This window comes from Mesorhizobium sp. CA16, from assembly GCF_020165175.1.
In the GTDB taxonomy this organism is placed as follows: domain Bacteria; phylum Pseudomonadota; class Alphaproteobacteria; order Rhizobiales; family Rhizobiaceae; genus Mesorhizobium.
Genome location: NZ_JAIUHP010000015.1, coordinates 122,815 through 144,054, shown reverse-complemented (window position 1 = coordinate 144,054; position 21,240 = coordinate 122,815). Strand labels below are relative to the sequence as shown.

Here is a 21,240-nt window from a genome sequence, read left to right as displayed (position 1 = left end):
GGCCAGGTCCGGGGCAAAAAAGTGGGAGGCCCCAGACCGGCCGGCGACAATGGGTCTGTCACTGTCCTTTCCTATGCGGCATGCCCAGCGCACCTGTCATGCCGTTTTCCTCCGCCGGATAGACCCCCTTCAAAACGTCGTTGAAATGATGGCTGACGGCCGCATTGCACTCGCAGGCAAGCGAGCGCAGCCCTTCTGGACTGCGTACAGCAAGCCGGGAGCGCCGGGTTTCGATGACGCCGCGCTGCCTCAGGTCTCGAATGACCCGGCTCAGATAGGAGCGGCCGACCCCCAGCATTGTAGCAAGCTGTTCCTGCGTCACCGCAAGGTTTTCGGCTCCCGTCCGTTCTGTCACGGCCAACAGCCATCTTGCCGCGCGCTGTTCGATCGAATGCGCTGCGCTGCAGGCGACGGATTGGAATACCTGCGCCATCAGGCAATCAGCGTAGCGGGCAAACAGGTGACGCAATGTCAAGGAACGCAATTTGGCTTCTTCGAGATGTTGCAGGTCGATCCTGAAGAATGAATCGCCAAGTTGAACTTCGGCCCGCGCATACGCTGGAAGTCTGCCTTGGCTGACGATGCCGCCGACCGCTCCTTCACGTCCGATGAGCGCAGTCTCGATCGCTCGCCCGTCGCTCAACACGACGCGGTAGGAGACCAGGGCCGATCCGCAAGGGAAATAGGCGTAACGGACTGCATCGCCTGGCTCGTGCAGCAAAGTCCCGGCAGGCGCCGACCATTGTTCGAGCCTCGGTTGCAGGATCTCCCAGTCGTCGGCTCTGAGGGCCCGAAGCAGGTTGTTTCCGATCGGGTCTGATCGCTTTCGAGGGTTCTCCATCGCACTCCTCCGTTTCAAATGGCGGCGTTTACAACGACCGGCGCGAAGAAATGTTCACAAGTGCGCAGACGCGGCGGGCGCGGCTATCTACAAATTGCACGGGGGCGCTGATCCAGGCCTCACCGAGCGCAAGCCGTGGTGCATCGGCTTCCAGGCAGACCGACGGCTGCTGAGGGAAGAACGGCGGCTGGATTCCGCGGCGTGGCGCCTCGTGCACGTCGAAAACTGCAACTCCCTGCGGCAAGGCGTGAACATGAGCGTCAGTCATCGGTCCAATCCAGAGGCCAACGGCCTGCTTCGCCTGTATGTCGCCGGCGATGGGCCGGGCGCCCGTCGGGCGCTGGCAAGCCGTCTGAGGATAGTGGAGGAGTTGGCCGGCGGTATCGAAATCCAGGTCGTCGACGTCGTCGCGGATCCTGACGAGGCGGAAAGGGCCGGCATTCTAGCGACGCCGACGCTCTCGGATGAGTCAACCATCCCTCCACGACGGCTGATTGGCGACATCAGCAACATCGCTCAGGTTCTCGACTATTTCGGTTATCGCAAGAAGGACAGTGGCTATGACCACAGCTGAAGAGATCCTCATCGATCCCGCGCTCGAACGCGTCAGGACCGGTATCGAGGCTTTCGACGATCTTGTGATGGGCGGCCTGCCGCGCGGGCGCACCACCATCGTCGGAGGCACGCCCGGCAGTGGCAAGACTGTATTTGCGACGCAGTTTCTGGCCCACGGCATCACCGTGCTCGACGAGCCCGGCGTCTTCGTCACGTTCGAGGAATCGCCGGTCGAGATCGAGGTCAACATGGCTAGCTTCGGCTGGGACATCCGTCGCTGGCGCGAGATGAACAAGCTGGTCTTCGTCGACGCCAGCCCGCGTGACCACGACCAGATGGTTGTCGGCAATTTCGATCTGTCAGGCTTGCTGACGCGTGTCCTGCACGCTGCGCGAAACGCCGCGGCGAAGCGCATCGTGCTGGATTCCGTCACCCAGCTCTTCGACCACTTCGTCGCGGAGCAGACATCGGTCCGTCGGGAACTCCTTCGCATTGCGACAGCGCTAAAGAGGGATGGTTTGACGGTGCTAATGACCGCCGAACGCAACAGCGAGTATGGCGAGATCTCCCGCCACCGGATCGAGGAGTTTGTTGCCGACAACGTCGTAATCCTGCGCAACGCGCTCGACCGCGAGCGACGCAGGCGTACGATCGAAGTTCTCAAGATGCGGGGCAGCCGCCACGTGGAGGGCGAGGTGCCGATCACGCTTGTGGTGAAGCAAGGCATAGTGGCAGTGCCACTGTCTTCACTGCGGCTCGAGCAGCAATCCAGCACCAAGCGGGTGACGAGCGGCAATCCGGAACTCGACAGGATGTGTGGCGGTGGATTTTTCCGCGACAGCATCACCCTCGTCAGCGGTGCGACGGGCACCGGAAAGACCCTGCTGGTGACAAACTTTCTGGCAGGCGGCGCGGCGGCTGGCGAACGTGCCTTGCTGGTCGGCTACGAAGAGAGCCGCGGCCAGATGTTCCGCAATGCGCGCGGCTGGGGCGTCGACTTCGAGGCCATGGAGGCGGATGGCCGGCTGAAGGTCGTTTGCATTTACCCGGAAGCGCAGAACTTGCCGGACCACCTGTTGATGATCCGCGAGCTAATTGAAGAGTTCAAGCCTGACCGGATCGCTATCGACAGCCTGTCGGCATTGGAACGGATCGCACCAGAGACCGGTTTCCGGGAATTCCTAATCAGCCTCACTTCCTTCATCAAGAAACACGAGATCGCTGGCCTTTGCACGGCCACCAACAAATCGCTCGTCGGCGGCCAGAGTGCTAGCGAACAGCATATTTCAACCCTCACGGACTCGATCATCTTATTGCGGTACATCCAGGAAGGGGATTTCATGCATCGGGGGATCATGGTGCTGAAAATGCGCGGCAGCGAGCATGACAAGCAGATTCGGCGCTTCACAATCGACGGCACCGGCATGCATCTCGGTCAGCCCTTCGACGGCGCACCCGACGTGTTCGGCGACTCCGCCGCGTCTTGGCGTGAGGAGCGTTGAGATGGCGTGCGGCGCAGCCGAAATCTCCGACCAACACGGCGACGCAAATCTGACGGGCATCAGCCAACTCGACTTTCGACGGCTGATCGAAACCACGGCCGACGGGGTTCTGGTTGTCGATCTGTCGGGAACGGTGCTTTATGCAAATCCGGCGGCCGCCGCGATCTTCGGTTATCCGGCTGCCGATCTCGTCCACATCCCCCTCGGCCGGCCGGTCATATCGGGTGAAACCACGGAAATCACCGTCCACAGACCCAATCGAGCACCAGCCGAAGTGGAAATACGGACGGTTGAACTTAGCTGGGACGGTAGGCCGGCGCTGCTTGCCAGTCTTCGCGACGTCTCCGCGCAACGCGCGCAGCAGGAGCGTCGGCGTCAATCGCAAAAGCTCGAAGCGATCGGCCGGCTCGCTGCCGGCATCGTTCACGACATCAACAATCTGCTCGCGGTGTTCGAATCGGGGCTGCGACTGCTTCAGAAGCAGCTGCGCGAGAATCCTGCGAATCCGAACGCGGCGATGCTGATCGAAGAGTTGCTCAAACGAACGCAAAACGGCAGTGCGCTGACGCAGCAATTGCTCGCGTTCTCTCGCGCACAGTCGCTGTATCCGGAGACAATCGACCTGAATGGACGTATCGAAGCCGTCACGATGCTGCTGGAGCGGACGCTGGGGAACGGGATCAGCATCAGGCTTGAGCTGGATCCGGCACTTGGCCCCGTCGTTGTCGATGCCAATCAGCTAGACGTCGCCATCCTGAACCTGGCTGTGAATGCCAAGGACGCGATGGCCGGCCGGGGCACGCTGGCGATCGAGACCAGCGGTACTCCCGGCAACATCGAAGACGTGCCCGCTCCGGCTGCCTCTTTTGTTCGGGTCACGGTCAGCGATACGGGTTGCGGGATGAGCAAGGAGGTCCTGGCCCACGTGTTTGAGCCGTTCTTTACGACCAAGGCCGATGGCCGGGGAACCGGACTTGGGCTTAGCCAGGTTTACGGCTTCATCAAGCAGTCCGGGGGGCATGTTAGGATCGAGAGTGCGGTCGGCGAGGGAACAAGCGTTCATCTCTTTCTTCCCCGCGCGCCAAGCACAGGAAATGAGGAACTGCAAATGCAGGGCGAGATCAGGCTCAACACACGTCGGTGAAAAAAGCGGCCTGTGTTTCGGCTGCCGATGTACCTGGCCGCAACGCCTACAACGGCAGACCGCACCCGTAGCGGTTGAAAAAAGCGGGCCCGGAGATCCGGGCCCGCCAGAGATGCTGGTCAGGCCGTTGAAAGCGGACGGTCGCCGAAGAACCAGAGGCTTCCGGCAGCCAAGGCCGCTACGATCACTCCCACGACCACATGTACCCACATGGCCGTTGTCAGGGCCGAGAAACCGAGGGCCCAGGGCGAGATCAGCGTCCACAGCCCAACCACCAGGTTTGCCCATTCCTCATAGGCATGGAACGCAACCAGCGCACCCACGGCGATCAGGGCAATCACCGCACCGGCGATCCAGGCGTTCCAGGCCGCATAGGTTTCAGCCGCAAATCCAAAATACCAAGGCGACAGTACCAGCGCTATGCCGGCGATCACATTGACGATATCGATCGCCGGACGACTTTCAGTTTTCAGCCATTTCTCCATTGCTCATCCTCCTTTCCTGACATGGTGAGTGCGCCGCCCTCTGAGCGACGGCGGGTGCGGCAGCCATGGATTGACCTTAGCCACCGCGAAGCTTTCTTCGTCGGCCGGGCCGTACCCAGCCATCGCGCGGAACCGACCGGCCAGAACAAAGGACTTGATCTCGTCGAGCTGGAAGCGGTTGCCGGCGATCTCGCGCAGGGCGAGTTCGACGGGCGCCGTCGCTTCGTCGGTCAGGCGCTCAGCACCCCGGCTGAGCGCACGAGCGCGCCCCGCCACGGCGACGGCCAGTGCGAAACGGTTCGGCACCGTATTTTCACAATCGAGCACAGTCAGCCGATCCATGACGACCCTCACATTGCCTTCTGCTTCTGTTCAGGAATAGAAACGGCCAGGTTCGCTGCCGTAACTGGCTCCAGCGCGAGCAGGGCCAATTCCACTTCGTCCAGCCGCGTCGGACGCGCGTTTTCCGGCATCCCCTCGGCCGTGGCGAGATCGACCAGATACTCGTTCCACGCCCAGTTTCGCAGGATTGCGCGTTTCTCGTCGGCTGTCAGAAGAGGATCGACGACCACGTCCATCGGCGATGCATAAAGCGCCTCCGGGTCCGTCAGCGCCGGTCCATAATGCGGCGCCTGCGAAACTGCGCCGTGGCTGCTTTGCAGCAAAGCCAACTGGAGGCGGTTCCAGACAACGTCTGCGCCGGCCTGCAGCGGGTTGTCCGCGTCAGACGATTCGACACTGGACTTTTCGGCCGCCGGGCTTCCTTGAACAGCGTAGGCAAGCCCCTGCCGTTCGGCATAGTCGATGGCCGCCTGAGCCGTTGGAAAATCGAGCTCCACCTGGGTCAGCGTGTCACCACTTGCGGTGTAGCCCATCAGCGGTTCAATGACCGGCGCAGTACGCCGCTCGAACAACAGCCGCCACCCTTTCGGCCGCGCACGGCTTGAGGTCATGACTGAGCGGCAAGGCTTGTAGATCCGCGCGACGGCATCACGCGGGAACTCGGATCGCCCGAGCGACGGCGCTCGCCCGCGTTTCTCGTTTGCCGGTCCGAGATTTTCTACGACTGGTGTGACTTTTCTTTCTTGCTTCTGCATCACTCATCCCTCCCATTTTTGGCGAAGGATGCGCCGGAGGCAGCGGGCTGCCGCCTCCGACTTGGTCCATGCGTCAGTGGGTGATCGGGATGCGCTTCACCTTCGACTGCGCGTTCGGGTTCTTCGGCAGCGTCAGGATCAGGACGCCATTGGCAAAGGACGCCTTGACCTTGTCGTCCTCGACCTCGTAGCCGAGGGGTATGCGCCGCTCGAAGCGACCGTAGAAGCGCTCGGAGTAATCCTTCTCCTCGGTTTCCGACCGCTTTTCGCCACGCAGAGTCAGCACATCTTCGTCGAGCAGGACTTCGATGTCCTTCTCTTCCATGCCGGGAACCTCGGCGGTGACGCGAAGCTCGTTGTCCGACTCCGAAATCTCCACCTTCGGCCAGCCCCCATCGAAGGGCGAAAGCTGTCCCACAGCAGGCAAGCGCGTCTCGAAGCTCCTCAACATATCATCAAAGAGCCTGTTTACCTCGCGGTGAAGCGACAGGAACGGGTCGCCACCGCTATAGATGCTAGGGGCCTGGTTGTTGCTGTTGCGGCCCCACGGAATAAGGTCACGCACGTTCATGGTTATTCACCTCCACGTTCAACCGCGCGGCACCGGGCGATTACCGGTGCCTGTCGCTTCTGATTCACTCTGATTTCAGGCAGCGTTCTTTTCGGCGTCGATCTGCCGCGGCGCTGCCTTTGCCGGACTGCCTGCTAAGGCGATCCGGCGCGGTTTCATCTCTTCGGGAAGCTCGCGCTTGAGATCGATGTTCAGCAGCCCATTGTCCAAGCTGGCGCCGACGACTTGCACATGGTCGGCCAGTTCGAACCGACGCTCGAAGGCACGCCCGGCAATGCCGCGATAGAGATACTGGCCGTCATCATCGCTAGATTGCGACCCGCTCACAACCAGCAGGTTAGGTTGATGAGTGATAGTCAGCTGTTCCTGCGAGAAGCCGGCAACCGCCATGGTGATGCGATAGGCGTCCTCACCAGCCTTGGCGATGTCATAGGGCGGCCAATTGTCTATCGCAGTGACACGGCTCGCATTTTCCAGCATGTTCAAAATCCGGTCGAAGCCGATGCTGGACCGGAACAGAGGGGTGAAATCGAGGTTTGTCCTCATAGCCACATCCTCCTTCGAGCAACATGGATACAAGGAGACGCCAAGAGCCTTGGCGCCTCCTGGACTTGTGCCGGCCCCATGTGGCGGCCGGTGATCAACATTTATAACAGTGATTTACACGTTCAAGGGGCCTATAGGAAAATTTTCAGCCAGACGAATGGTCGCTGAGAGAACACGTCTATCCCCGCCAGCGAATCCTCGCCGGCGGGCGGATGCCTCGGATGAAGAGCGTGGCTGCGCCCCACTCAAAGTCGATCGACGGATGCTGCAAGACTGGTGACCGCAATGCTGTCGATCTCACGACCGCGACCGGTGCCGGGAAGCTTCTCCAACTGATCCAATTGGCGCAACGCATCCATGATGGCATCGAAGCTGACCGGTTCGGTTGCTCCCGGCGGCATGTGCAGCGCCGGCACCGATTCCACTGCACATGCATCCGATGCCCATGACGAAAGGATTGCACGCTTCTCCTGGACGTCCAGCGTCACGTCGGTCAGCACGTCCTGGGGTCGCTCGAAATGCCGTGCCGGATGGAGTAACCGGTCAAGAAAAGCATCAGAGCCCACGGGCCCGATCGGGGGAAAACTCGTCGAAATGGCTCCTTCCATCGATAGTTCTCCGCTTTGAACAGTCTCCTCTGTTGACGTCATATTTGGTGGCTCTCTCGCGATTTCCACCAGCTGAAATTTTGGAGAGTTTCGAGCAAATTTCAATGGCCCCGCAAGGCCACATCCCCGCAGTTCAGCCCACCATAAACATTTTTTCAAACCGGTGAAACAATCGGCGTGAATGTCAGTTCTTGGGTTCGCGCAGCAGCGCCAGGGCGGTCGGGCAGGAGAACCAATCATGTCTTACATTTCCGGGAAGCGACTTTGCATTGGCTTCGTGGCAGGAATTTTGATGCTCACGGCTGCCGGCTTTGCTCCAGTTTCAGCACAGGAAATTCCGAACGACTTCAGCGCAATCGTGCGTCAGAAACTGCCGGCCGTGGTCGCGATCACGACGAGGCAGATCATCCAGGACCAAACGATGCTCGACGACTTTCTCAACCCCTTCGACAGCCGCGGGCCTGCCCAGCCGCAGGTGCGAGAAGCTCTTGGCTCCGGCTTCGTGGTCAGTCCCGAGGGCTACATCGTCACCAACAATCATGTCGTGGCCGACTCCACCGAAATCCACGTCGTATTCTCCGATAGGGAGACTTCGCCCGCGCGACTTGTGGGCCGCGATCCAGCGACCGACATTGCGGTGCTGAAGGTCGATCCACGCCCCAACATGACGGCCACCGCCTGGGGTGACTCTGACGCAATGCAGCCGGGGGCCTGGACGATCGCGATTGGCAGTCCCTTCGGGCTCGGGGGAACCGTTACCGTCGGCGTTCTTTCCGCCCGCTCGCGCGACATCCAAGCCGGCCCTTACGACGATTTCCTTCAGACAGACGCCTCGATTAATAGAGGCAATTCCGGCGGCCCTCTGTTTAACGCGCGCGGCGAAGTGATCGGGGTCAACACGGCCATCGTCTCTCCGTCCGGCGGCAGCATAGGCATCGGGTTCGCCGTGCCCTCCCGAACTGCACGAAGCGTTGCTGATCAGCTGATCCGCACCGGCCGCATCGAGCGCGGGTTCATCGGAGTGCGTCTCCAGGAGGTGACGCCGCCGCTTGCCCAGTCACTTGGCATATCAAGCACCAAGGGAGCGCTGGTCGCCTCGGTCGAGCCCGGCAGTCCGGCGGAGAAGGCCGGCTTGCAATCGGGGGACGTGATCACCCGGTTCAACGGCAAAGATATCCAGGGCGTCCATGACTTGACATTGGCGGCAGCGAACGAAAAGCCAGGGTCGAAAGCGACGTTGACAAGGAACCGCGGCGGCTCCCAGCAGGAGGTGGAGCTCACTGTGGGTCAACGCAAGAACGAGGAGGTGCAGACCGGTGCAGTTCCGAGTCCGGAAGCGGCGGACCAACCGCTCGGATTGTCGCTCAGCCCCATTCCTGACGAAGCGCGTCAACAACTCGGTCTCCAGCCGGGTACGACCGGAGTCTTCATCCAGGAAGTGGCGCCAAATAGCCTCGCCGCGGAGAACGGCCTTCGGCCTGGGGACGTCATCATCTCGGCCAACAACCGCAACGTGACGCAGCCTTCTGATATCCAGCAAGAGTGGACCAAATCCCGCCAGCAGAAAAAGCCCATCTTGTTCCGCATCGAAAGGCAAGGACAATCGCTTTTCGTTGCAGTGGCCGTTTCCTGACGCGGCGCTGCGTCAGGCCAGCCACGGTGACGAAGAAGTGGCCTTGATGGCCGCCCTCACGGCTGCTCAAGGCAAGGTCGCGGTTAGAGGCTGACCAAATTCCGACAATCCCGGCTTAGTGAACGGCGAGAGAGGAGGTGTTCCGCTGCTCCCTTTGAGGTGAAACTGTAGAAGACGTCTTCGACACGTGACCAAGTCCCTACGACCTCGCCGTCCTTGTCAATTACGTCTTCGGGTCGCGGCTCCCCGTGCCCATCCAGCAAGACATTTCAAATGTTGAGGCATCGTCACGGCGTTCTTTCCAACGCTCGAATCGCGACGAGGTCGAATCGAGCAAAGATAATGCCTCGGGAGGCGACCTCTGGGTCCCTGTCACGAAGTGCATGTACGCAAAGCGACAACCAACTCGTAAGATGTTGCGCAATTGCACCGTCACGACATCTTAGTACCGGTGGACCCTACAGCCGTCGTCAAGAACTTCCGCATGGCATCCTTGCGCGCACTGTGATCGAGCGCATAATTTGCGCGCTCGAACTTCGCTCCATCGAGCAAAGCCTGAATGTAGCTAGCGACTGTGTCACCTGCCATTACGAGCGCAGTGTCTACCGTGTGGATGTAGCGGCTCGTGATCGTTCCGCGAGAATGTCCCACCAATGCAGCTATGGTCGACTCGGTAAAGCCGAGATCGTTTGCCACGCTCGCGAAGCTGTGACGAAGCACGTGGGGTGTCACGCTTTCAAGCGGTGTGTCTTTGACGAGCTTTTGCCATAGCTTGGGGAAGCCGACCAATGGCTTCCCTTCCTCCGTGCCAGGAAAAACAAAATCAGCCTCATCGCCGGACAATAGTGGCTTGAGCAACTCGACCACAGGCAGGCCGATAGCCCGAGTCGACGCACCTTCCTTGGAGTCCTCAAGCCTGATGCAACTGCGCTGAACATCGATCTCGCCCATTCGAAGATTGATGATCTCGCCTCGTCGACATCCTGTCATAGCGAGGGCTCGAACCATTTTCGTGGCCGTTGAAAACTGCGGGTCGAGAGCGGCGTCCGCGAGAATCTTGCCTAACGCTCTATACTCACGCTCGGTTAGGCGACGGTCACGGACGCGATCTTTTGGCTTACGAAAGCCGTGAACCGGATTCTTTTCGATGATCCCTTCTCTAACTGCATAGGAGAAGATGCCGCCGAGAAGACCGACGCCGCGCGAGCCGGTGCCAATGCCTCCGCGAACGATCGCTCGGCCACGCTTCTTCGTTTTGATGTCGGTTCGGGTCTTGCCGTTGGCAACGTCGCGCAGAAATTTGGCAATGTCTGCCATGGTGATCTCGGTCACTCTCCGGTTCCCGAGGAGCGGAAGGATGTGGCGCTTTATACGGCTACGGTCGATCTCCATAGTCGACGGCTTCTTGGGGCGACCGCCTTTGCCAGGTACAAGTCCGGCTTCACAATCAGCCAAATATCGGGTGCAAAGCTCTCTGACGGTAATCGTTTTGGCGTCGAGAAGTTTCGTTTCCGCAGGATTGTCGCCTTGCGCGATCCGACCGATCAATATGCGGGCCTCCTTTCGGGCCGCATCTGGTGCCCAGACCCCGTGGGGACCGATGGTGAACCGGCGGGTCCGACCTTTAGCTCGATATTGCACGAGGTAGCTGCGCTTACCGGATGAAAACACGCGCAGCCCAAAGCCAGGCAACTCATCATCCCAAAGGAAGTAGTCCGACTTTCCCGGTCCCGCTTGATCCACGGTTCGTTTGTTCAGCTTAGCCATCGCACACCTCAGGGTTCTGTCGAAGTGATCCCGCGGAAGCACCACGGAAGCACCCGGACGGAAACTCCGGCCTGCGGTAGGATACTGGCTTCGGTTTTTGGGTCGACAAAAAGTCAGTCGTCGTAGTAGCTTAGCGAACGATATCGTAGAAACAGAAGCTATTGAAAAGACTGGCTAAATCGGCCTCCGAAGGCAGAGGTCACAAGTTCGAATCTTGTCGGGTGCGCCAATTTCTCATTGTATAACAGGTAGTTAGAACTAGGCTTTGCTTAGCTGAAGTCGTTCGGGGTTGAGCGGCGTAAGCGCTGAGAACCGCGCTCGGCTGCGGCCTCGCCAGCCTCAATTCGAATTTGGCGGCGTCGCAACTTTGCCTCCCCGATCGAAACGCCCGAAACGCCTGGCAACCTCGCACATCCCGCCATGAGTGCCTGGACCCGAAACTCGTGATCAGGACGAGGATATCCGGTCGCCGGGCAAAGCGGCCAAGGAACCCGCCGCCGATCAGATCGTTTCGCGATATTGGCCAGATCAACCGGACCGAGGAGAACTCGAAATTCGGCATGCTCGCAGTCGCGCGGTGCCGAATACCGGCCAGTTCCGCCAGTTTTAGGGCTTTGGCTCAATGTTGCATGACGTCGACTATGTCCTGCGAAAACTCGATTGGCTGCGCGCCGAAGGCATCTGGCCCAACGGCTTGCGGTATCTTTGGACCGATGCATTCGGCGTCGTGCTCTATGTCTCGCTTTACACAGAAACTGGCGAAGAGCGCTGGCTGGGCGCGGCCGACCGGCTGGTGGCCGATGTCGAGCGTGTGCTCGGCCGCCGGCGTGGATTGAGGATCGGCGAGGCGGCGGATCGCGATGGCCAGTATTTCCATTATCTGGCGATGTGGCTGTTCGCCTTGGCGCGTCTGGGCGATCTGAAGCCGGAATACCGCAAGCGGGGCATTGCGCTGGCGCGTGACATTCACCCAGCCTTCGTGATCCCCGGCCGCGGCGTGATCTGGAAGATGCAGGAGGATCTGAGCAGCCCATATCCTGGCTACGGTCTCGGCAGCATGGATGCCTATGACGGCTACGTCTCTTACCGGATGCTCGGTGAGGACGCGCTGGCGGTCGAGATCGCGCAAATGCGCGACCTGATGGAGCGGGATTGGCGCACCCTCGACATCGAGCAGGACCTCGGCCTGGGCATGATGCTGTGGCTCGCCCATTTCTTTCCCGACGAGCCGTGGGCAGAGGCGCAGACGAGGCGTTCGCTGCGAACCCTGGAAACGATGTGGGTCGACCCGCCCGGCTATTTCAGCCGCGCCCCATGGCTGGGCGATACCAAGTTCGCCTTCACCAATTACGGCGTTTCACTCGGCCTGCAGGCCGCCGGTATCTGGCCGGGGCGTATCGACAGGCTGAACGCCTTCTTCGAGGACTGGCGCTCGGGCGACGAATACGACCGCGAGGCGATCACTTGGGTGATGGCCTGCACCTCGCACCTTCCCGGTGCTTTTCTGGCCAGGGGTGGCGAGGGATCGACTGAAAGCGACGGACCCCGGGAACGTTCCTCCGCCGACCCGGTTGTCGATGGAAGCGCATCGAGACGCAAGGGACACGGTTGAAATGGCCATTCTCTTAGGAAAACCGGGAAGCTGTTGGGTTGCGGCAGCCACCGCCACCAACTTTCCCCGGCTCGAAGGTTCGCTCCGTGCGGACGCCGTTGTCGTGGGGGCTGGAATTGTCGGCCTGACGACGGCGCTTCGCCTTTGCGAGGCGGGCCGATCGGTGGTCGTCCTCGAAGGCCTGCGGACAGGCGGCCAGGTCACCGGCCGCTCGACGGCCAAGATCACCACGCAGCATGCGCTGATCTATCGTCATCTCATCGACACTGTCGGCCTGGAGTTGGCCCAGGATTACGCCGACGCGAATTCCGCTGGCGCGCAACAAATCCGCGATTGGGTCAACAACCACGACATCGCCTGCGATCTCGAGAGCAAGGACGCCTATACCTACACGTGCAGTGAAAGCCGGCGCGCGGAGGTCGTGGCCGAGGCGGAGGCCGCGCGCCAGGTCGGGCTGGAGGCCGATCTCCTCGATCGCGCGCCGCTGCCTTTCGAAACGGCCGCAGCATTACGGTTTCCCGACCAGGCGCAGTTCAATCCAACGATGTATCTGATTGGCTTGGCGGCAGCGGTGACAGCCCATGGTGGTCGTATCTTCGAAAACAGCCGCGCCACCTCGATCGACGAGGCAAGCCGCTGGCGCGTCGTCACCGATGGCGGCGCCGTTGATGCCGGGGACGTCATCGTGGCCACCAACATGACGGTGAAGAGTCCCGTCGGCATGGCGAACCGGACGCAACCGCGCTGCCACACCGCCATGGCCTTTCGGATCGATGATCCCCGCCCTGTCGACGGCATGTTCATCGGCATCGACGATCCGACGCACTCCATCCGCACGGGCCGTGACGCCGAAGGTCCACTGCTGGTCGCGCTCGGCCCCAAATTCAACACCGGCTGGGATGGCGACGTGGCGAAGCGGTTCATCGAACTGGAAAAATGGGCGAGAAAGAACCTTCCCGTCGGTGACGTTGCGTGGCGCTGGTGCAATGAGGACTATGACACGGCCGACAGGATCCCATACGCCGGCGAACCCGATCCCACCAAGGCGGCCGGCTTCCACATTGCCACTGGTTTTAACGCCTGGGGCATCACCAACGGAACGGTCGCGGGCACGATGATCGCCGACCTGATCTGCGGCCGCCCAAGCCGATGGCAAAAACTCTACGATCCGGCGCGGCCCTATCCCGAGGACTTCCACAAGAATGGCCGCAGTCAATCGATCGTCTCGAGCACGCACGATATCGCGCCGGGCATGGGTGGCGTGATCGTCAGGGGAGACGAAAAGATTGCGGCGTGGAGAGACACCGAAGGAACACTCCGGGCGGTTTCGGCGACCTGCACCCATAAAGGCTGCACCGTATCCTGGAACAATGCCGACCGCACCTGGGATTGTCCCTGCCACGGCTCGATCTTTGCCGCCGACGGTTCGGTCATCCACGGCCCCGCCCGAAAACCGCTTGCCCAGATTGCATTGTGAAAGCGGCAGCTGTGAAGGCGGCGACCAATGCCGCCGGCCTCATGCTGGCCGTTCGTAGGTTCCGACCAACTCCGTCTCCTGCAATGCGTGTTTCTGGGCTTGCTTCCAGACCTGATGCACGCCCGCCTGTCCCGGTACGCCGAGGCTCGGTACGTCGAGCGCGGCCAGCCGAAAGTGGTAATGGTGGACACCATGCCCCGCAGGAGGCTGCGGACCATCGTAATTGGCATTGCCGAAATCGTTGGTGCCTTGCCTGAGTGCCGACGGACCGGGCTTGCCATCTTCGGCTTCGGCGAGTCCGCCGGCATCCGGCGGGATATTGAAGACCGCCCAGTGCCCGAACGTCCCGCTTGGCGCATCGGGATCCTGCACGACTAGAACAAGGCTCTTGGTACCGTCAGGAACACCGGACCACTTCAGCGGCGGCGAGACGTTCTGGCCGTCGCGCGCGTACTTTTCGGGAATTTTTCCGCCTGCCGGGAACGCCGGGCTGATAAGGGTGAGTGGCATTGCTATTTCCCCAGGAGATTGCGACCGAGAAACCCGCGCCGGCGCCGTTCACGCCGCTTGCTGAGCTTCGGCGACCCGTCTGATCTCTCCTGGCAGGGAGTCCCAGACCTTGTGCATCTGTCCTTCTTCGACATGATGGGCCAGCACCTTGGACACGGCCCTGAATGCATCCTCGGAATCGAGCGGACGGATGAGCTCAAGCTCCGCCTTGAACGTTTGGGTGGCAAGCCTCAGCTCGACGATTTCACTGAGCATCCCGCCTGCATGCAGTTTCTCGGTCGGGATGCCATAGATTTCCGCGTAGCGGCGATTGCACAGGATCAGCCGTTCGTCGGCGTCGAAAAAACAGATGCCTTGCGAAATGTTGTCGATCGCTGTCTCGAAGCGCCGTGCCTGTGCTTCGAGCGTCGCGTTCGTGGTTCGAAGCTCGCGCTCCAGGTTTTCATAGGAGGCTAGGGCCAGTTTCAACAGTGTGGCCAGGCCGGCCTGATCCGTGGCATTGGCGGTGCGCCTGGATGATTTCGCGGCCAAACTAAATTCCTCCGGTTCGGCCTGCTGATTAAATAGCATTGGCCGAGAACGAACAAAGATCACTGCAAGGTAATCGAGACCTACTAACTGTCCGTGAACGTCTCGAAGACACCAGATCGTCAGCAGGCGTCTGCCGCGACGACTAACGGCGTCTATGTGATGACCAGCTCGCAAGAAGTCTTTTACTGATTGTTGGAAAAGCGAAAAATGGCTTGAGCCGAGAGTATGGAAAGTCGAACCGTCGCAGCCAGCACCTTGTGTGTGTTTTTCGACGTCAATAGCTGGAACGGTGCCGGAAGCGGCCTAGCCGGCTATCGGGCCGCTTCTTTGTAGAAGCTGCCGTTCCGCGAGCAAGCCCGATCTGATTCAGATCGTGTCATGGGAGTGGCTGGAAACGAATGCCTCGTCTTCGGGCGTTCAATGTTAGTCTGAAAAAAAACCGGCTTGTGTCGAAATCGGACCTTGGCGAAAATCCCTCCGCTCTTGCGATCGCAGCGGGATCAAAGGTCATGTCCGCCCTTGCTTTCGATTCCGTCGGAACATGGCGCGTTTGTCCTTCCACTCGTAGAGTGAATAGACGATCGGGATGAACCAAGGCCTGCCTCGGTAGAAGGGCACTGCCTTCGGCCCCGGATCGAAGTCGAAGGCCGATTGGGCATTCTCCCTCTCGCCAAGAAGTTTGAAGGCTGCCTTCTTGCCGAGCCAGCGCGCCCAAACCACGCCAGAGCCGCAGAAGCCAGTGGCGTAGACTGTGTCCCCCGACGTGAATATCCGTGGAATCATGTCACGGTTCATCGCAACTTGACCGAACCAGCTATGCGTAAGACCAATACCCGCCAGTTCGGGGAATATGCGGCCAAGCTCGGAGCGCAGGTGTGTGGTGGGGGCAAGTGGGTCCCCGTCCGTGGTGCCATCGCGCCCGCCAAAGAGAATGCGCGAGCCGTCTGGCGACGGACGGTAGTAGTAGCTGAGATGCCTCGTGTCGCCATACATCATGCGCTTAGGCATCAGGCGATCCATCACGCCATCATTTAGAGGCTCAGTGGCGACGATGCGACTACGCACCGGCACGAGACGACGGCGAAGCCAGGGATCGAAGCCATCCGTGTAGGCGTTGGTGCATACCAGAACCTTTTTCGCAAACACTTCGCCGCGCGATGTGACGACACGCACGCCACCCACCTCCGCATTCGTCGCCACAACCGCAGTGTTCTCATGAATGACCGCATCTGTCATCTGTGTGACTCGCAGTATGCCGGAAAGCAGCTTGGCGGGGTGAAGCCCACCAATATCCATGCGCACGAAGCCACCCGCATAGAAGTCCGTTCCGATGTAACGCGATACGTCTGCGCGGGGGACTGAAAACGCCTCAATCCCCAAAAAACGTTGCAATAACTCGGCGTACCGGCTCAGTTCGTCACATTCGTGTTGATTTATCGCTCCATCGAAAAGGCCAGACAGGAAAAAGTCACAGTCCACCTCCTCCTCTTGAAGGAAACTCCAAAGATCCTCCCGGGCAGCCTTTCCCTCCATCAAGATGCCGTTGGCGCGAGCTTCTCCAAACCTCCTGATCAACTGATTACGGCCCGGCCTGATGCTGCCGCTCGCCATGCCGCCGTTCCTGCTGGATGCGGCTTGCCCTATCGGCATCCGGTCGAAAAGCTGAACGCTGCGCCCAGCCCTCGCAAGCTCGATGGCTGCGGACAGGCCCGCATAGCCGCCGCCAACGATGGCGACGTCGCATCGAGGGCTTACCGGCCTCACCGGCAAAGCAGAAAAAGCGCAGTCGTCCCACCAATACGGCATGGACTTAAAGGGGCGCGGGGAGATGCTATCCATGTCGTGCATCTTTGGTTCAATCAACGCGCTCAATCGCGGGAGACCCAGAGCTTCCGGGTGGTCTCGATCACTCGCCAGACCCCGGTGAATCCTGGGTGCATGACGAACGCATCGCCTGCTGCAATTCGGCGCGGCTCGAACCCATCCTCGACGAGTTCCGAGACTCCCGAAAGGATGTAGCAAAACTCAAAGGTCCCGCCCTTGACGGATCGATAGGCTCCTGGCGTGACCTCCCAGACGCCAGCCTGCACCTGTCCGTCGTCGGTGTGCGCGATATCCCAGGTCAGAAAACGGGGATCGCCTTCCACGCGCCGTTCAGCCAGCGGTTCCCCCCTTCTGGGTTCGGGAAGATTGTTCTGATCGATAAATGTAAGCTTGGACATGAGGCACCCTTTCAGCGTGCGGAATGCCGCGCGAAAGACAGTCGCCTTTCGATGGCGTTCAGAGCAGTCAGACAGACGACGTTGATGACAAGATAGAAGACAGCGGTGATGACGAAGATTTCCATGATGGCGAAAGTCTCGCTCATCAGCCGTTTGGCAAAGCCGGTAATTTCGAGCACCGTTATCGTGGAGGCAAGGCTCGATTCCTTGACGATCACGGCGACCTCGGTGCTGTAGGAAGGTAGGGCCTGACGCAGCGCCAAAGGAAATTTGATACGGTGGAAGACCACCCAAGGTGACATGCCGCACGCCTCCGCCGCCTCGATCAGCCCGCGCGGCAGCGAGAAAAGGGCAGTCCGGAATATCTCCGCGGTATAGGCACCCGTGTTGAGAATGACAGCAAGGATGGCGGCATGCAGACTGTCGCCGATCAGCCACCACAAAACCGGATTGTGGCGTATGAAACCTATCTGGGCGAGGCCGTAATAAATCACAAAGATCTGGACCAGCATCGGCGTGCCTCTGAAGACCGCACAGTAGAAGTCGGCGCATTTGCGAATCGTGCTGACCTGGGATGTGCGGGCTGTTGCCAGCACGATGCCGAACGGCAACCCAAGACCGACGCCGAAAGCTGCAATCAGCAGGGTCGTCTTAGCGCCAACGAGGAGAAATGGGACCGCATATGCGACGATGCTGAAGTCCATCCTAACCTCTACTGAAGCCGCGGTCGAAATGTCTTTCGGCGCGGTTAAACAGAACCTGGCTCACTGCGGTCATGACGAAAAACATCGCGGCCGCCAGGCAATAGAACAAGAGCGGCGAGCGCGTAATCCCCGCGGCGACCGCGGCCCCGCGCATCAGCTCCTGCATGCCTACGACGGAAACGAGCGACGTATCCTTGATCGTCATTTGCCATACGTTGTTGATGCCACCCAGCGCCAACCGGAGGGCGAGTGGTAGGGTCACGTGGAAAAAGGTCACGCGTGGCGACAACGAAAGCGATCGAGCCGCCTCAAGCACGCCAACAGGGACCGACTGCAGTGCGCCTCGTATGACTTCGATCGAATACGCGCAGGAGATCGCGGCGATTGCTAAAATGCCGACGATGAAAGGATAGGCGTTCTCGGCGCTATTCGCATAGCCGAAGGCCGAGGCAATTTTCTGCACCCAGTCGACGGACCCGAAAAACAGCAGATAGATGACAAGCAGTCCTGGAACGCCGCGAATGACGATGCTGTAGGCATCAACAAGCTGCGACAGCACCGGGACCCGACGCCAGCGAAGGATGGCGAGCGGTATTGCCGCCGCCAACCCTATGACCACGCCAAGAAAACCGATCAGAAGCGTGATGCCAGCGCCGCGGAGCAGCGCAAGCAGCCAACCCTTATCGATCATCAGCACCCAGATATCGTGCACCATGAAAAACATTCCATCAGACCGCCGCGGCATTGCCGCGACGATCTGTTGCCCATCGGGACTACTTGTTGCAGGCGATGGTGTAGTCGTCCTTGAACCAGTTTTCCGACGCCGCCTTTACCTTCCCGCTGTTGATCATGTCACAGAGCGCGCGGTCCAGCTTGGCCTTCAGCTCGGTATTGCCCTTGCGCAGGCCGACGCCCATGCCATAACCCAGCGTGTCGTGATCGTCCGCGCCGGTGACCTTGACGTCGATGCGGGCAAAGTTGGCGCCTTCCGGAGTGCTGAGGAAGTCGACCCAGGTCGGGGAATCGCCGAAGGCAGCGTCGAGCCGGCCTGCCCCAAGATCGGAATTCTGCTGCGTCGTGGCGTCGTAGGTCTTCAGGTCCGCGGTTGGAATATGTTTCTTGATGAACTGCGCGTATGTGGTGCCATTCACGACGCCTATGGTCTTGCCGGCCAAAGCCTTCTCAATTTCCGCAAGGCTTTTCAGCCCAGTCAACGCGGAATCCTTTGGAACCACGAAATACTGGGGAGTGGTAGCGTAAGGGATGGAGTAGTCGATCTTCTTCTTTCTCTCGTTCGTGATGCCGAGACCCGAGATGATGACATCGAAGCGATCACTGTCCATTGATGGAACCAGGGAACTGAACGTCTGAACCACGAATTTGCACTTGACCTTGAGTTCGGCGCAGATGCCGTTGGCGATATCGGCGTCGAAGCCAGTGACGTTGCCGTTGGCGTCGGCCATGCTGAACTGCGGCGCGTCGCCTTCGGTGCCTACGCGCAAGACGCCGTCCTCTGCCCATGCAGTGCTCATTGCAGCGATCAGGACGACGCCGGACGCGCAGACAAGACGATATGTGTTCTTTGCTAGCATGTAATTTCCCCTTTTGTTTTTGGTTGATGGCCGCCATCAGGCGGCGGTTAAAGTAACGCTGGAGAGGAACCGCTTCACCGCCTCTGATGCGGGGCTGCAAAACAGTTCTTCCGGCACGGCATCCTGCTCAACGGTACCTTTGTGCAGGAATATCATTCGGTTCGACACCTCCCTTGCGAACCTCATTTCATGCGTGACGAGAAGAATGGTCGCCCCCTCGCCGGCAAGCGTTCTGATGACCTTCAAGACCTCGCCGACCAGTTCGGGATCGAGCGCGGAGGTTGGCTCATCAAAAAGCATCAGTTTAGGCCGCATCGCCAGGACGCGCGCGATTGCCACGCGCTGCTGCTGGCCGCCCGAAAGCTGGCTTGGATATCGGTGCCTAAAGTCGGCCATGCCCACCTTCGAGAGCGCGTAAAGCGCTGCTTCTTCCGCTTCCCGCTTGTCCTGCTGCATCACGTAAATCAGTGCTTCGGTCACATTCCCGAGCACGGTCCGATGGGGCCACAGATTGAAGCTCTGAAACACCATGCCGATGCGGCGGCGAAAAACCCTGATATTGACCGCATTGACGATTTCCGTTTCGTAGCGTTCGTTCTGGACGGCCGAAATCGCGTCGCCCATCACCTCGATTTCGCCCGAGCTCGGGGTCTCCAGGAAATTAATGCATCGCAGCGCCGTGCTCTTTCCTGAGCCGGAAGAACCGACGAGGGAGATGACCTCGCCTTGTCCCATCTGGAAGCTCAGCCCGTTGAGAACGCTGGTCGCGCCGAAGGCTTTGCGAAGGTCGTGAACTTTCAGAACAGGCGAAATCGTGGAGGCGTCTTGCATACTTGTCGTTTCCACCACTCCCCCGTTGCTCTGCGCCTTAGCCTTCGATCGGTTGCGCGACTTCGTTTACGGCTGCCTTGGAGATCGAGACAATCTCGTCAATTTCGGAGGCGGCGCAAACCGTAGATGCCCCCATGCGGCAGGGCGCAGGCAAATTAAATCGCGATCATGCGCCATCGGCGAGATCCGGGCCGCGACCTTCAGGACAGGTCGATCGTTGCGAGCCCAGGCCCGGGACTTCGAATTGGCCGAGTGCTGCCTGCGCTTTCGTTGCAGTGATTCGCCTTCCCCTCTTAACGGCTGCGTTCATGAGTTAAGGCTATGTACATGCGGCGGGAATTTTCCGCTTATTCGGATAAAATTTCGCAGTATTTCTGCTTAGTTTAGGCCCAAGAGAGGAAAATATGCGGAGACCCATGAAACTCGATCGGCTGGATTCCCGCTTGCTCGACATTTTGCAAACCCACAACCGCTCCAGCACAGAAGAGCTTGGCCAGATGGTGGGACTCTCGGCAACTGCCGTCCAGCGTCGTCTCAAGCGGCTTCGTGACGGAGGTGTAATCGAGGCAGACGTCTCGATCGTGAAACCTAAAATGGTTGGCCGGCCTGTTGCGATGCTGGTGCTGGTCTCGCTGGAGCGCGAACGGGCTGACATTGTCGACCGTTTTAAGCAATCAATCCGCCAGACGCCGGAAGTGATGAACGGATACTATGTAACAGGGGAATCGGATTTCGTCCTCATTGTGACCTCCCGAAGCATGGAAGACTATGAGGCCTTCACGCGGAAGTTCTTTTACGAGAATCCGGACATCAAGGGATTCAAGACGATGGTCATCATGGATCGTGTGAAGGTCGGCTTCTCTATACCCATCAATTTCGACGATTTTCATAAGTGACGTCGTCCCTCGGATGCCTGCTGGCGGAACATCGAGGATGAGCATTATCATGCGAATCCGATAAGCTAGGAGACACCTGCATGCATTTCCCGGCGGAGCGCGTTGGTCGCACATCT

At 59.8% G+C, this 21,240-nt stretch carries 23 protein-coding genes; 7 read left to right on the top strand and 16 right to left on the bottom strand.

Annotated features, from left to right (window positions below; all coding sequences use genetic code 11):
- Window positions 1-58: 58 nt before the first annotated feature.
- Entirely contained in the window at window positions 59-841 is a 783-nt protein-coding gene (locus tag LB525_RS20925; protein ID WP_140715342.1) for a Crp/Fnr family transcriptional regulator, read from the bottom strand.
- Window positions 842-935: 94 nt separating this feature from the next.
- Here LB525_RS20925 and LB525_RS20920 point away from each other — a divergent pair, with 94 nt between their 5' ends.
- From LB525_RS20920 to LB525_RS20910, 3 genes are read left to right on the top strand one after another with little or no spacing between them, the layout of a single operon-like run.
- Complete coding sequence (locus LB525_RS20920) at window positions 936-1,415, top strand: circadian clock KaiB family protein (protein ID WP_224525806.1); 480 nt, start codon at window positions 936-938, stop codon at window positions 1,413-1,415.
- Entirely contained in the window at window positions 1,402-2,898 is a 1,497-nt protein-coding gene (kaiC, locus tag LB525_RS20915) for a circadian clock protein KaiC (protein ID WP_224546549.1), read from the top strand. Before LB525_RS20920 ends, kaiC begins: the two co-directional genes overlap by 14 nt.
- A gap of 1 nt (window position 2,899) precedes the next feature.
- Window positions 2,900-4,042 (top strand): two-component system sensor histidine kinase NtrB, encoded by a 1,143-nt coding sequence (locus LB525_RS20910; protein ID WP_140715338.1) that lies wholly within the window; start codon window positions 2,900-2,902, stop codon window positions 4,040-4,042.
- Window positions 4,043-4,161: 119 nt separating this feature from the next.
- Here LB525_RS20910 and LB525_RS20905 read toward each other — a convergent pair whose 3' ends face one another.
- The 6 genes from LB525_RS20905 to LB525_RS20880 form a co-directional block, all read right to left on the bottom strand.
- Entirely contained in the window at window positions 4,162-4,527 is a 366-nt protein-coding gene (locus LB525_RS20905) for an SPW repeat protein (protein ID WP_140715336.1), read from the bottom strand.
- A gap of 3 nt (window positions 4,528-4,530) precedes the next feature.
- Complete coding sequence (locus LB525_RS20900; protein ID WP_224525810.1) at window positions 4,531-4,869, bottom strand: DNA-directed RNA polymerase subunit omega; 339 nt, start codon at window positions 4,867-4,869, stop codon at window positions 4,531-4,533.
- 8 nt (window positions 4,870-4,877) lie between these two features.
- On the bottom strand, window positions 4,878-5,624 hold the full coding sequence (locus tag LB525_RS20895; protein ID WP_224525814.1) for an NADH dehydrogenase ubiquinone Fe-S protein 4: 747 nt from the start codon (window positions 5,622-5,624) through the stop codon (window positions 4,878-4,880).
- Window positions 5,625-5,697: 73 nt separating this feature from the next.
- Window positions 5,698-6,195 carry an Hsp20/alpha crystallin family protein gene (locus tag LB525_RS20890; RefSeq protein ID WP_140715330.1) on the bottom strand — a complete coding sequence of 166 codons (498 nt, stop codon included), beginning with the start codon at window positions 6,193-6,195 and terminating at the stop codon, window positions 5,698-5,700.
- A gap of 75 nt (window positions 6,196-6,270) precedes the next feature.
- Window positions 6,271-6,741 (bottom strand): Hsp20 family protein, encoded by a 471-nt coding sequence (locus tag LB525_RS20885; protein WP_224525817.1) that lies wholly within the window; start codon window positions 6,739-6,741, stop codon window positions 6,271-6,273.
- Between the two features lie 245 nt (window positions 6,742-6,986).
- Entirely contained in the window at window positions 6,987-7,349 is a 363-nt protein-coding gene (locus LB525_RS20880; RefSeq protein WP_140715326.1) for a hypothetical protein, read from the bottom strand.
- Window positions 7,350-7,587: 238 nt separating this feature from the next.
- On the opposite strand from LB525_RS20880, the gene LB525_RS20875 reads away from it, so the two are divergent.
- Complete coding sequence (locus tag LB525_RS20875) at window positions 7,588-8,982, top strand: Do family serine endopeptidase (protein WP_224525820.1); 1,395 nt, start codon at window positions 7,588-7,590, stop codon at window positions 8,980-8,982.
- A 432-nt stretch (window positions 8,983-9,414) separates the two neighbouring features.
- Here LB525_RS20875 and LB525_RS20870 read toward each other — a convergent pair whose 3' ends face one another.
- Window positions 9,415-10,749 (bottom strand): tyrosine-type recombinase/integrase, encoded by a 1,335-nt coding sequence (locus tag LB525_RS20870; RefSeq protein ID WP_224546546.1) that lies wholly within the window; start codon window positions 10,747-10,749, stop codon window positions 9,415-9,417.
- A gap of 622 nt (window positions 10,750-11,371) precedes the next feature.
- On the opposite strand from LB525_RS20870, the gene LB525_RS20865 reads away from it, so the two are divergent.
- Entirely contained in the window at window positions 11,372-12,361 is a 990-nt protein-coding gene (locus tag LB525_RS20865) for a hypothetical protein (RefSeq protein ID WP_224546544.1), read from the top strand.
- Between the two features lies 1 nt (window position 12,362).
- The gene (locus LB525_RS20860; protein ID WP_411971038.1) at window positions 12,363-13,838 is read left to right on the top strand and encodes an FAD-dependent oxidoreductase; all 1,476 of its coding nucleotides are present in this window, start codon (window positions 12,363-12,365) and stop codon (window positions 13,836-13,838) included.
- Between the two features lie 39 nt (window positions 13,839-13,877).
- Here the strand turns inward: LB525_RS20860 and LB525_RS20855 are convergent, their stop codons facing one another.
- From LB525_RS20855 to LB525_RS20820, 8 genes are all read right to left on the bottom strand, one after another.
- Entirely contained in the window at window positions 13,878-14,348 is a 471-nt protein-coding gene (locus LB525_RS20855) for a YbhB/YbcL family Raf kinase inhibitor-like protein (RefSeq protein ID WP_095768074.1), read from the bottom strand.
- 48 nt (window positions 14,349-14,396) lie between these two features.
- Window positions 14,397-14,879: a PAS-domain containing protein gene (locus tag LB525_RS20850; RefSeq protein WP_224546542.1), complete on the bottom strand. Its 483-nt coding sequence runs from the start codon at window positions 14,877-14,879 to the stop codon at window positions 14,397-14,399.
- Window positions 14,880-15,386: 507 nt separating this feature from the next.
- Window positions 15,387-16,718 (bottom strand): NAD(P)/FAD-dependent oxidoreductase, encoded by a 1,332-nt coding sequence (locus tag LB525_RS20845; RefSeq protein ID WP_224546540.1) that lies wholly within the window; start codon window positions 16,716-16,718, stop codon window positions 15,387-15,389.
- Window positions 16,719-16,747: 29 nt separating this feature from the next.
- Window positions 16,748-17,101: a cupin domain-containing protein gene (locus tag LB525_RS20840; protein ID WP_224546538.1), complete on the bottom strand. Its 354-nt coding sequence runs from the start codon at window positions 17,099-17,101 to the stop codon at window positions 16,748-16,750.
- A gap of 11 nt (window positions 17,102-17,112) precedes the next feature.
- Window positions 17,113-17,805 (bottom strand): ABC transporter permease, encoded by a 693-nt coding sequence (locus tag LB525_RS20835; RefSeq protein ID WP_224546536.1) that lies wholly within the window; start codon window positions 17,803-17,805, stop codon window positions 17,113-17,115.
- A 1-nt stretch (window position 17,806) separates the two neighbouring features.
- Window positions 17,807-18,520: an ABC transporter permease gene (locus LB525_RS20830; RefSeq protein ID WP_224546534.1), complete on the bottom strand. Its 714-nt coding sequence runs from the start codon at window positions 18,518-18,520 to the stop codon at window positions 17,807-17,809.
- Window positions 18,521-18,578: 58 nt separating this feature from the next.
- Window positions 18,579-19,337: a transporter substrate-binding domain-containing protein gene (locus LB525_RS20825; protein WP_411971037.1), complete on the bottom strand. Its 759-nt coding sequence runs from the start codon at window positions 19,335-19,337 to the stop codon at window positions 18,579-18,581.
- A 96-nt stretch (window positions 19,338-19,433) separates the two neighbouring features.
- Window positions 19,434-20,228: an amino acid ABC transporter ATP-binding protein gene (locus tag LB525_RS20820; protein ID WP_224546521.1), complete on the bottom strand. Its 795-nt coding sequence runs from the start codon at window positions 20,226-20,228 to the stop codon at window positions 19,434-19,436.
- Window positions 20,229-20,644: 416 nt separating this feature from the next.
- Between LB525_RS20820 and LB525_RS20815 the strand changes: the two genes are divergently transcribed.
- The gene (locus LB525_RS20815; RefSeq protein ID WP_224546519.1) at window positions 20,645-21,124 is read left to right on the top strand and encodes an Lrp/AsnC family transcriptional regulator; all 480 of its coding nucleotides are present in this window, start codon (window positions 20,645-20,647) and stop codon (window positions 21,122-21,124) included.
- Window positions 21,125-21,240: the final 116 nt, after the last annotated feature.

What these genes read in the sequence shown, in the direction of transcription:
- LB525_RS20905 (WP_140715336.1), bottom strand. Translation starts at nt 4,527, where the DNA reads ATGGAGAAATGGCTGAAAACTGAAAGTCGTCCGGCGATCGATATCGTC.
- LB525_RS20880 (WP_140715326.1), bottom strand. Translation starts at nt 7,349, where the DNA reads ATGGAAGGAGCCATTTCGACGAGTTTTCCCCCGATCGGGCCCGTGGGC.
- LB525_RS20870 (WP_224546546.1), bottom strand. Translation starts at nt 10,749, where the DNA reads ATGGCTAAGCTGAACAAACGAACCGTGGATCAAGCGGGACCGGGAAAG.
- LB525_RS20925 (WP_140715342.1), bottom strand. Translation starts at nt 841, where the DNA reads ATGGAGAACCCTCGAAAGCGATCAGACCCGATCGGAAACAACCTGCTT.
- LB525_RS20865 (WP_224546544.1), top strand. Translation starts at nt 11,372, where the DNA reads ATGTTGCATGACGTCGACTATGTCCTGCGAAAACTCGATTGGCTGCGC.
- LB525_RS20825 (WP_411971037.1), bottom strand. Translation starts at nt 19,337, where the DNA reads ATGAGCACTGCATGGGCAGAGGACGGCGTCTTGCGCGTAGGCACCGAA.
- LB525_RS20815 (WP_224546519.1), top strand. Translation starts at nt 20,645, where the DNA reads ATGAAACTCGATCGGCTGGATTCCCGCTTGCTCGACATTTTGCAAACC.
- LB525_RS20820 (WP_224546521.1), bottom strand. Translation starts at nt 20,228, where the DNA reads ATGCAAGACGCCTCCACGATTTCGCCTGTTCTGAAAGTTCACGACCTT.
- LB525_RS20835 (WP_224546536.1), bottom strand. Translation starts at nt 17,805, where the DNA reads ATGGACTTCAGCATCGTCGCATATGCGGTCCCATTTCTCCTCGTTGGC.
- LB525_RS20890 (WP_140715330.1), bottom strand. Translation starts at nt 6,195, where the DNA reads ATGAACGTGCGTGACCTTATTCCGTGGGGCCGCAACAGCAACAACCAG.
- LB525_RS20855 (WP_095768074.1), bottom strand. Translation starts at nt 14,348, where the DNA reads ATGCCACTCACCCTTATCAGCCCGGCGTTCCCGGCAGGCGGAAAAATT.
- kaiC (WP_224546549.1), top strand. Translation starts at nt 1,402, where the DNA reads ATGACCACAGCTGAAGAGATCCTCATCGATCCCGCGCTCGAACGCGTC.
- LB525_RS20840 (WP_224546538.1), bottom strand. Translation starts at nt 17,101, where the DNA reads ATGTCCAAGCTTACATTTATCGATCAGAACAATCTTCCCGAACCCAGA.
- LB525_RS20845 (WP_224546540.1), bottom strand. Translation starts at nt 16,718, where the DNA reads ATGGATAGCATCTCCCCGCGCCCCTTTAAGTCCATGCCGTATTGGTGG.
- LB525_RS20860 (WP_411971038.1), top strand. Translation starts at nt 12,363, where the DNA reads ATGGCCATTCTCTTAGGAAAACCGGGAAGCTGTTGGGTTGCGGCAGCC.
- LB525_RS20910 (WP_140715338.1), top strand. Translation starts at nt 2,900, where the DNA reads ATGGCGTGCGGCGCAGCCGAAATCTCCGACCAACACGGCGACGCAAAT.
- LB525_RS20830 (WP_224546534.1), bottom strand. Translation starts at nt 18,520, where the DNA reads ATGGTGCACGATATCTGGGTGCTGATGATCGATAAGGGTTGGCTGCTT.
- LB525_RS20885 (WP_224525817.1), bottom strand. Translation starts at nt 6,741, where the DNA reads ATGAGGACAAACCTCGATTTCACCCCTCTGTTCCGGTCCAGCATCGGC.
- LB525_RS20900 (WP_224525810.1), bottom strand. Translation starts at nt 4,869, where the DNA reads ATGGATCGGCTGACTGTGCTCGATTGTGAAAATACGGTGCCGAACCGT.
- LB525_RS20895 (WP_224525814.1), bottom strand. Translation starts at nt 5,624, where the DNA reads ATGCAGAAGCAAGAAAGAAAAGTCACACCAGTCGTAGAAAATCTCGGA.
- LB525_RS20875 (WP_224525820.1), top strand. Translation starts at nt 7,588, where the DNA reads ATGTCTTACATTTCCGGGAAGCGACTTTGCATTGGCTTCGTGGCAGGA.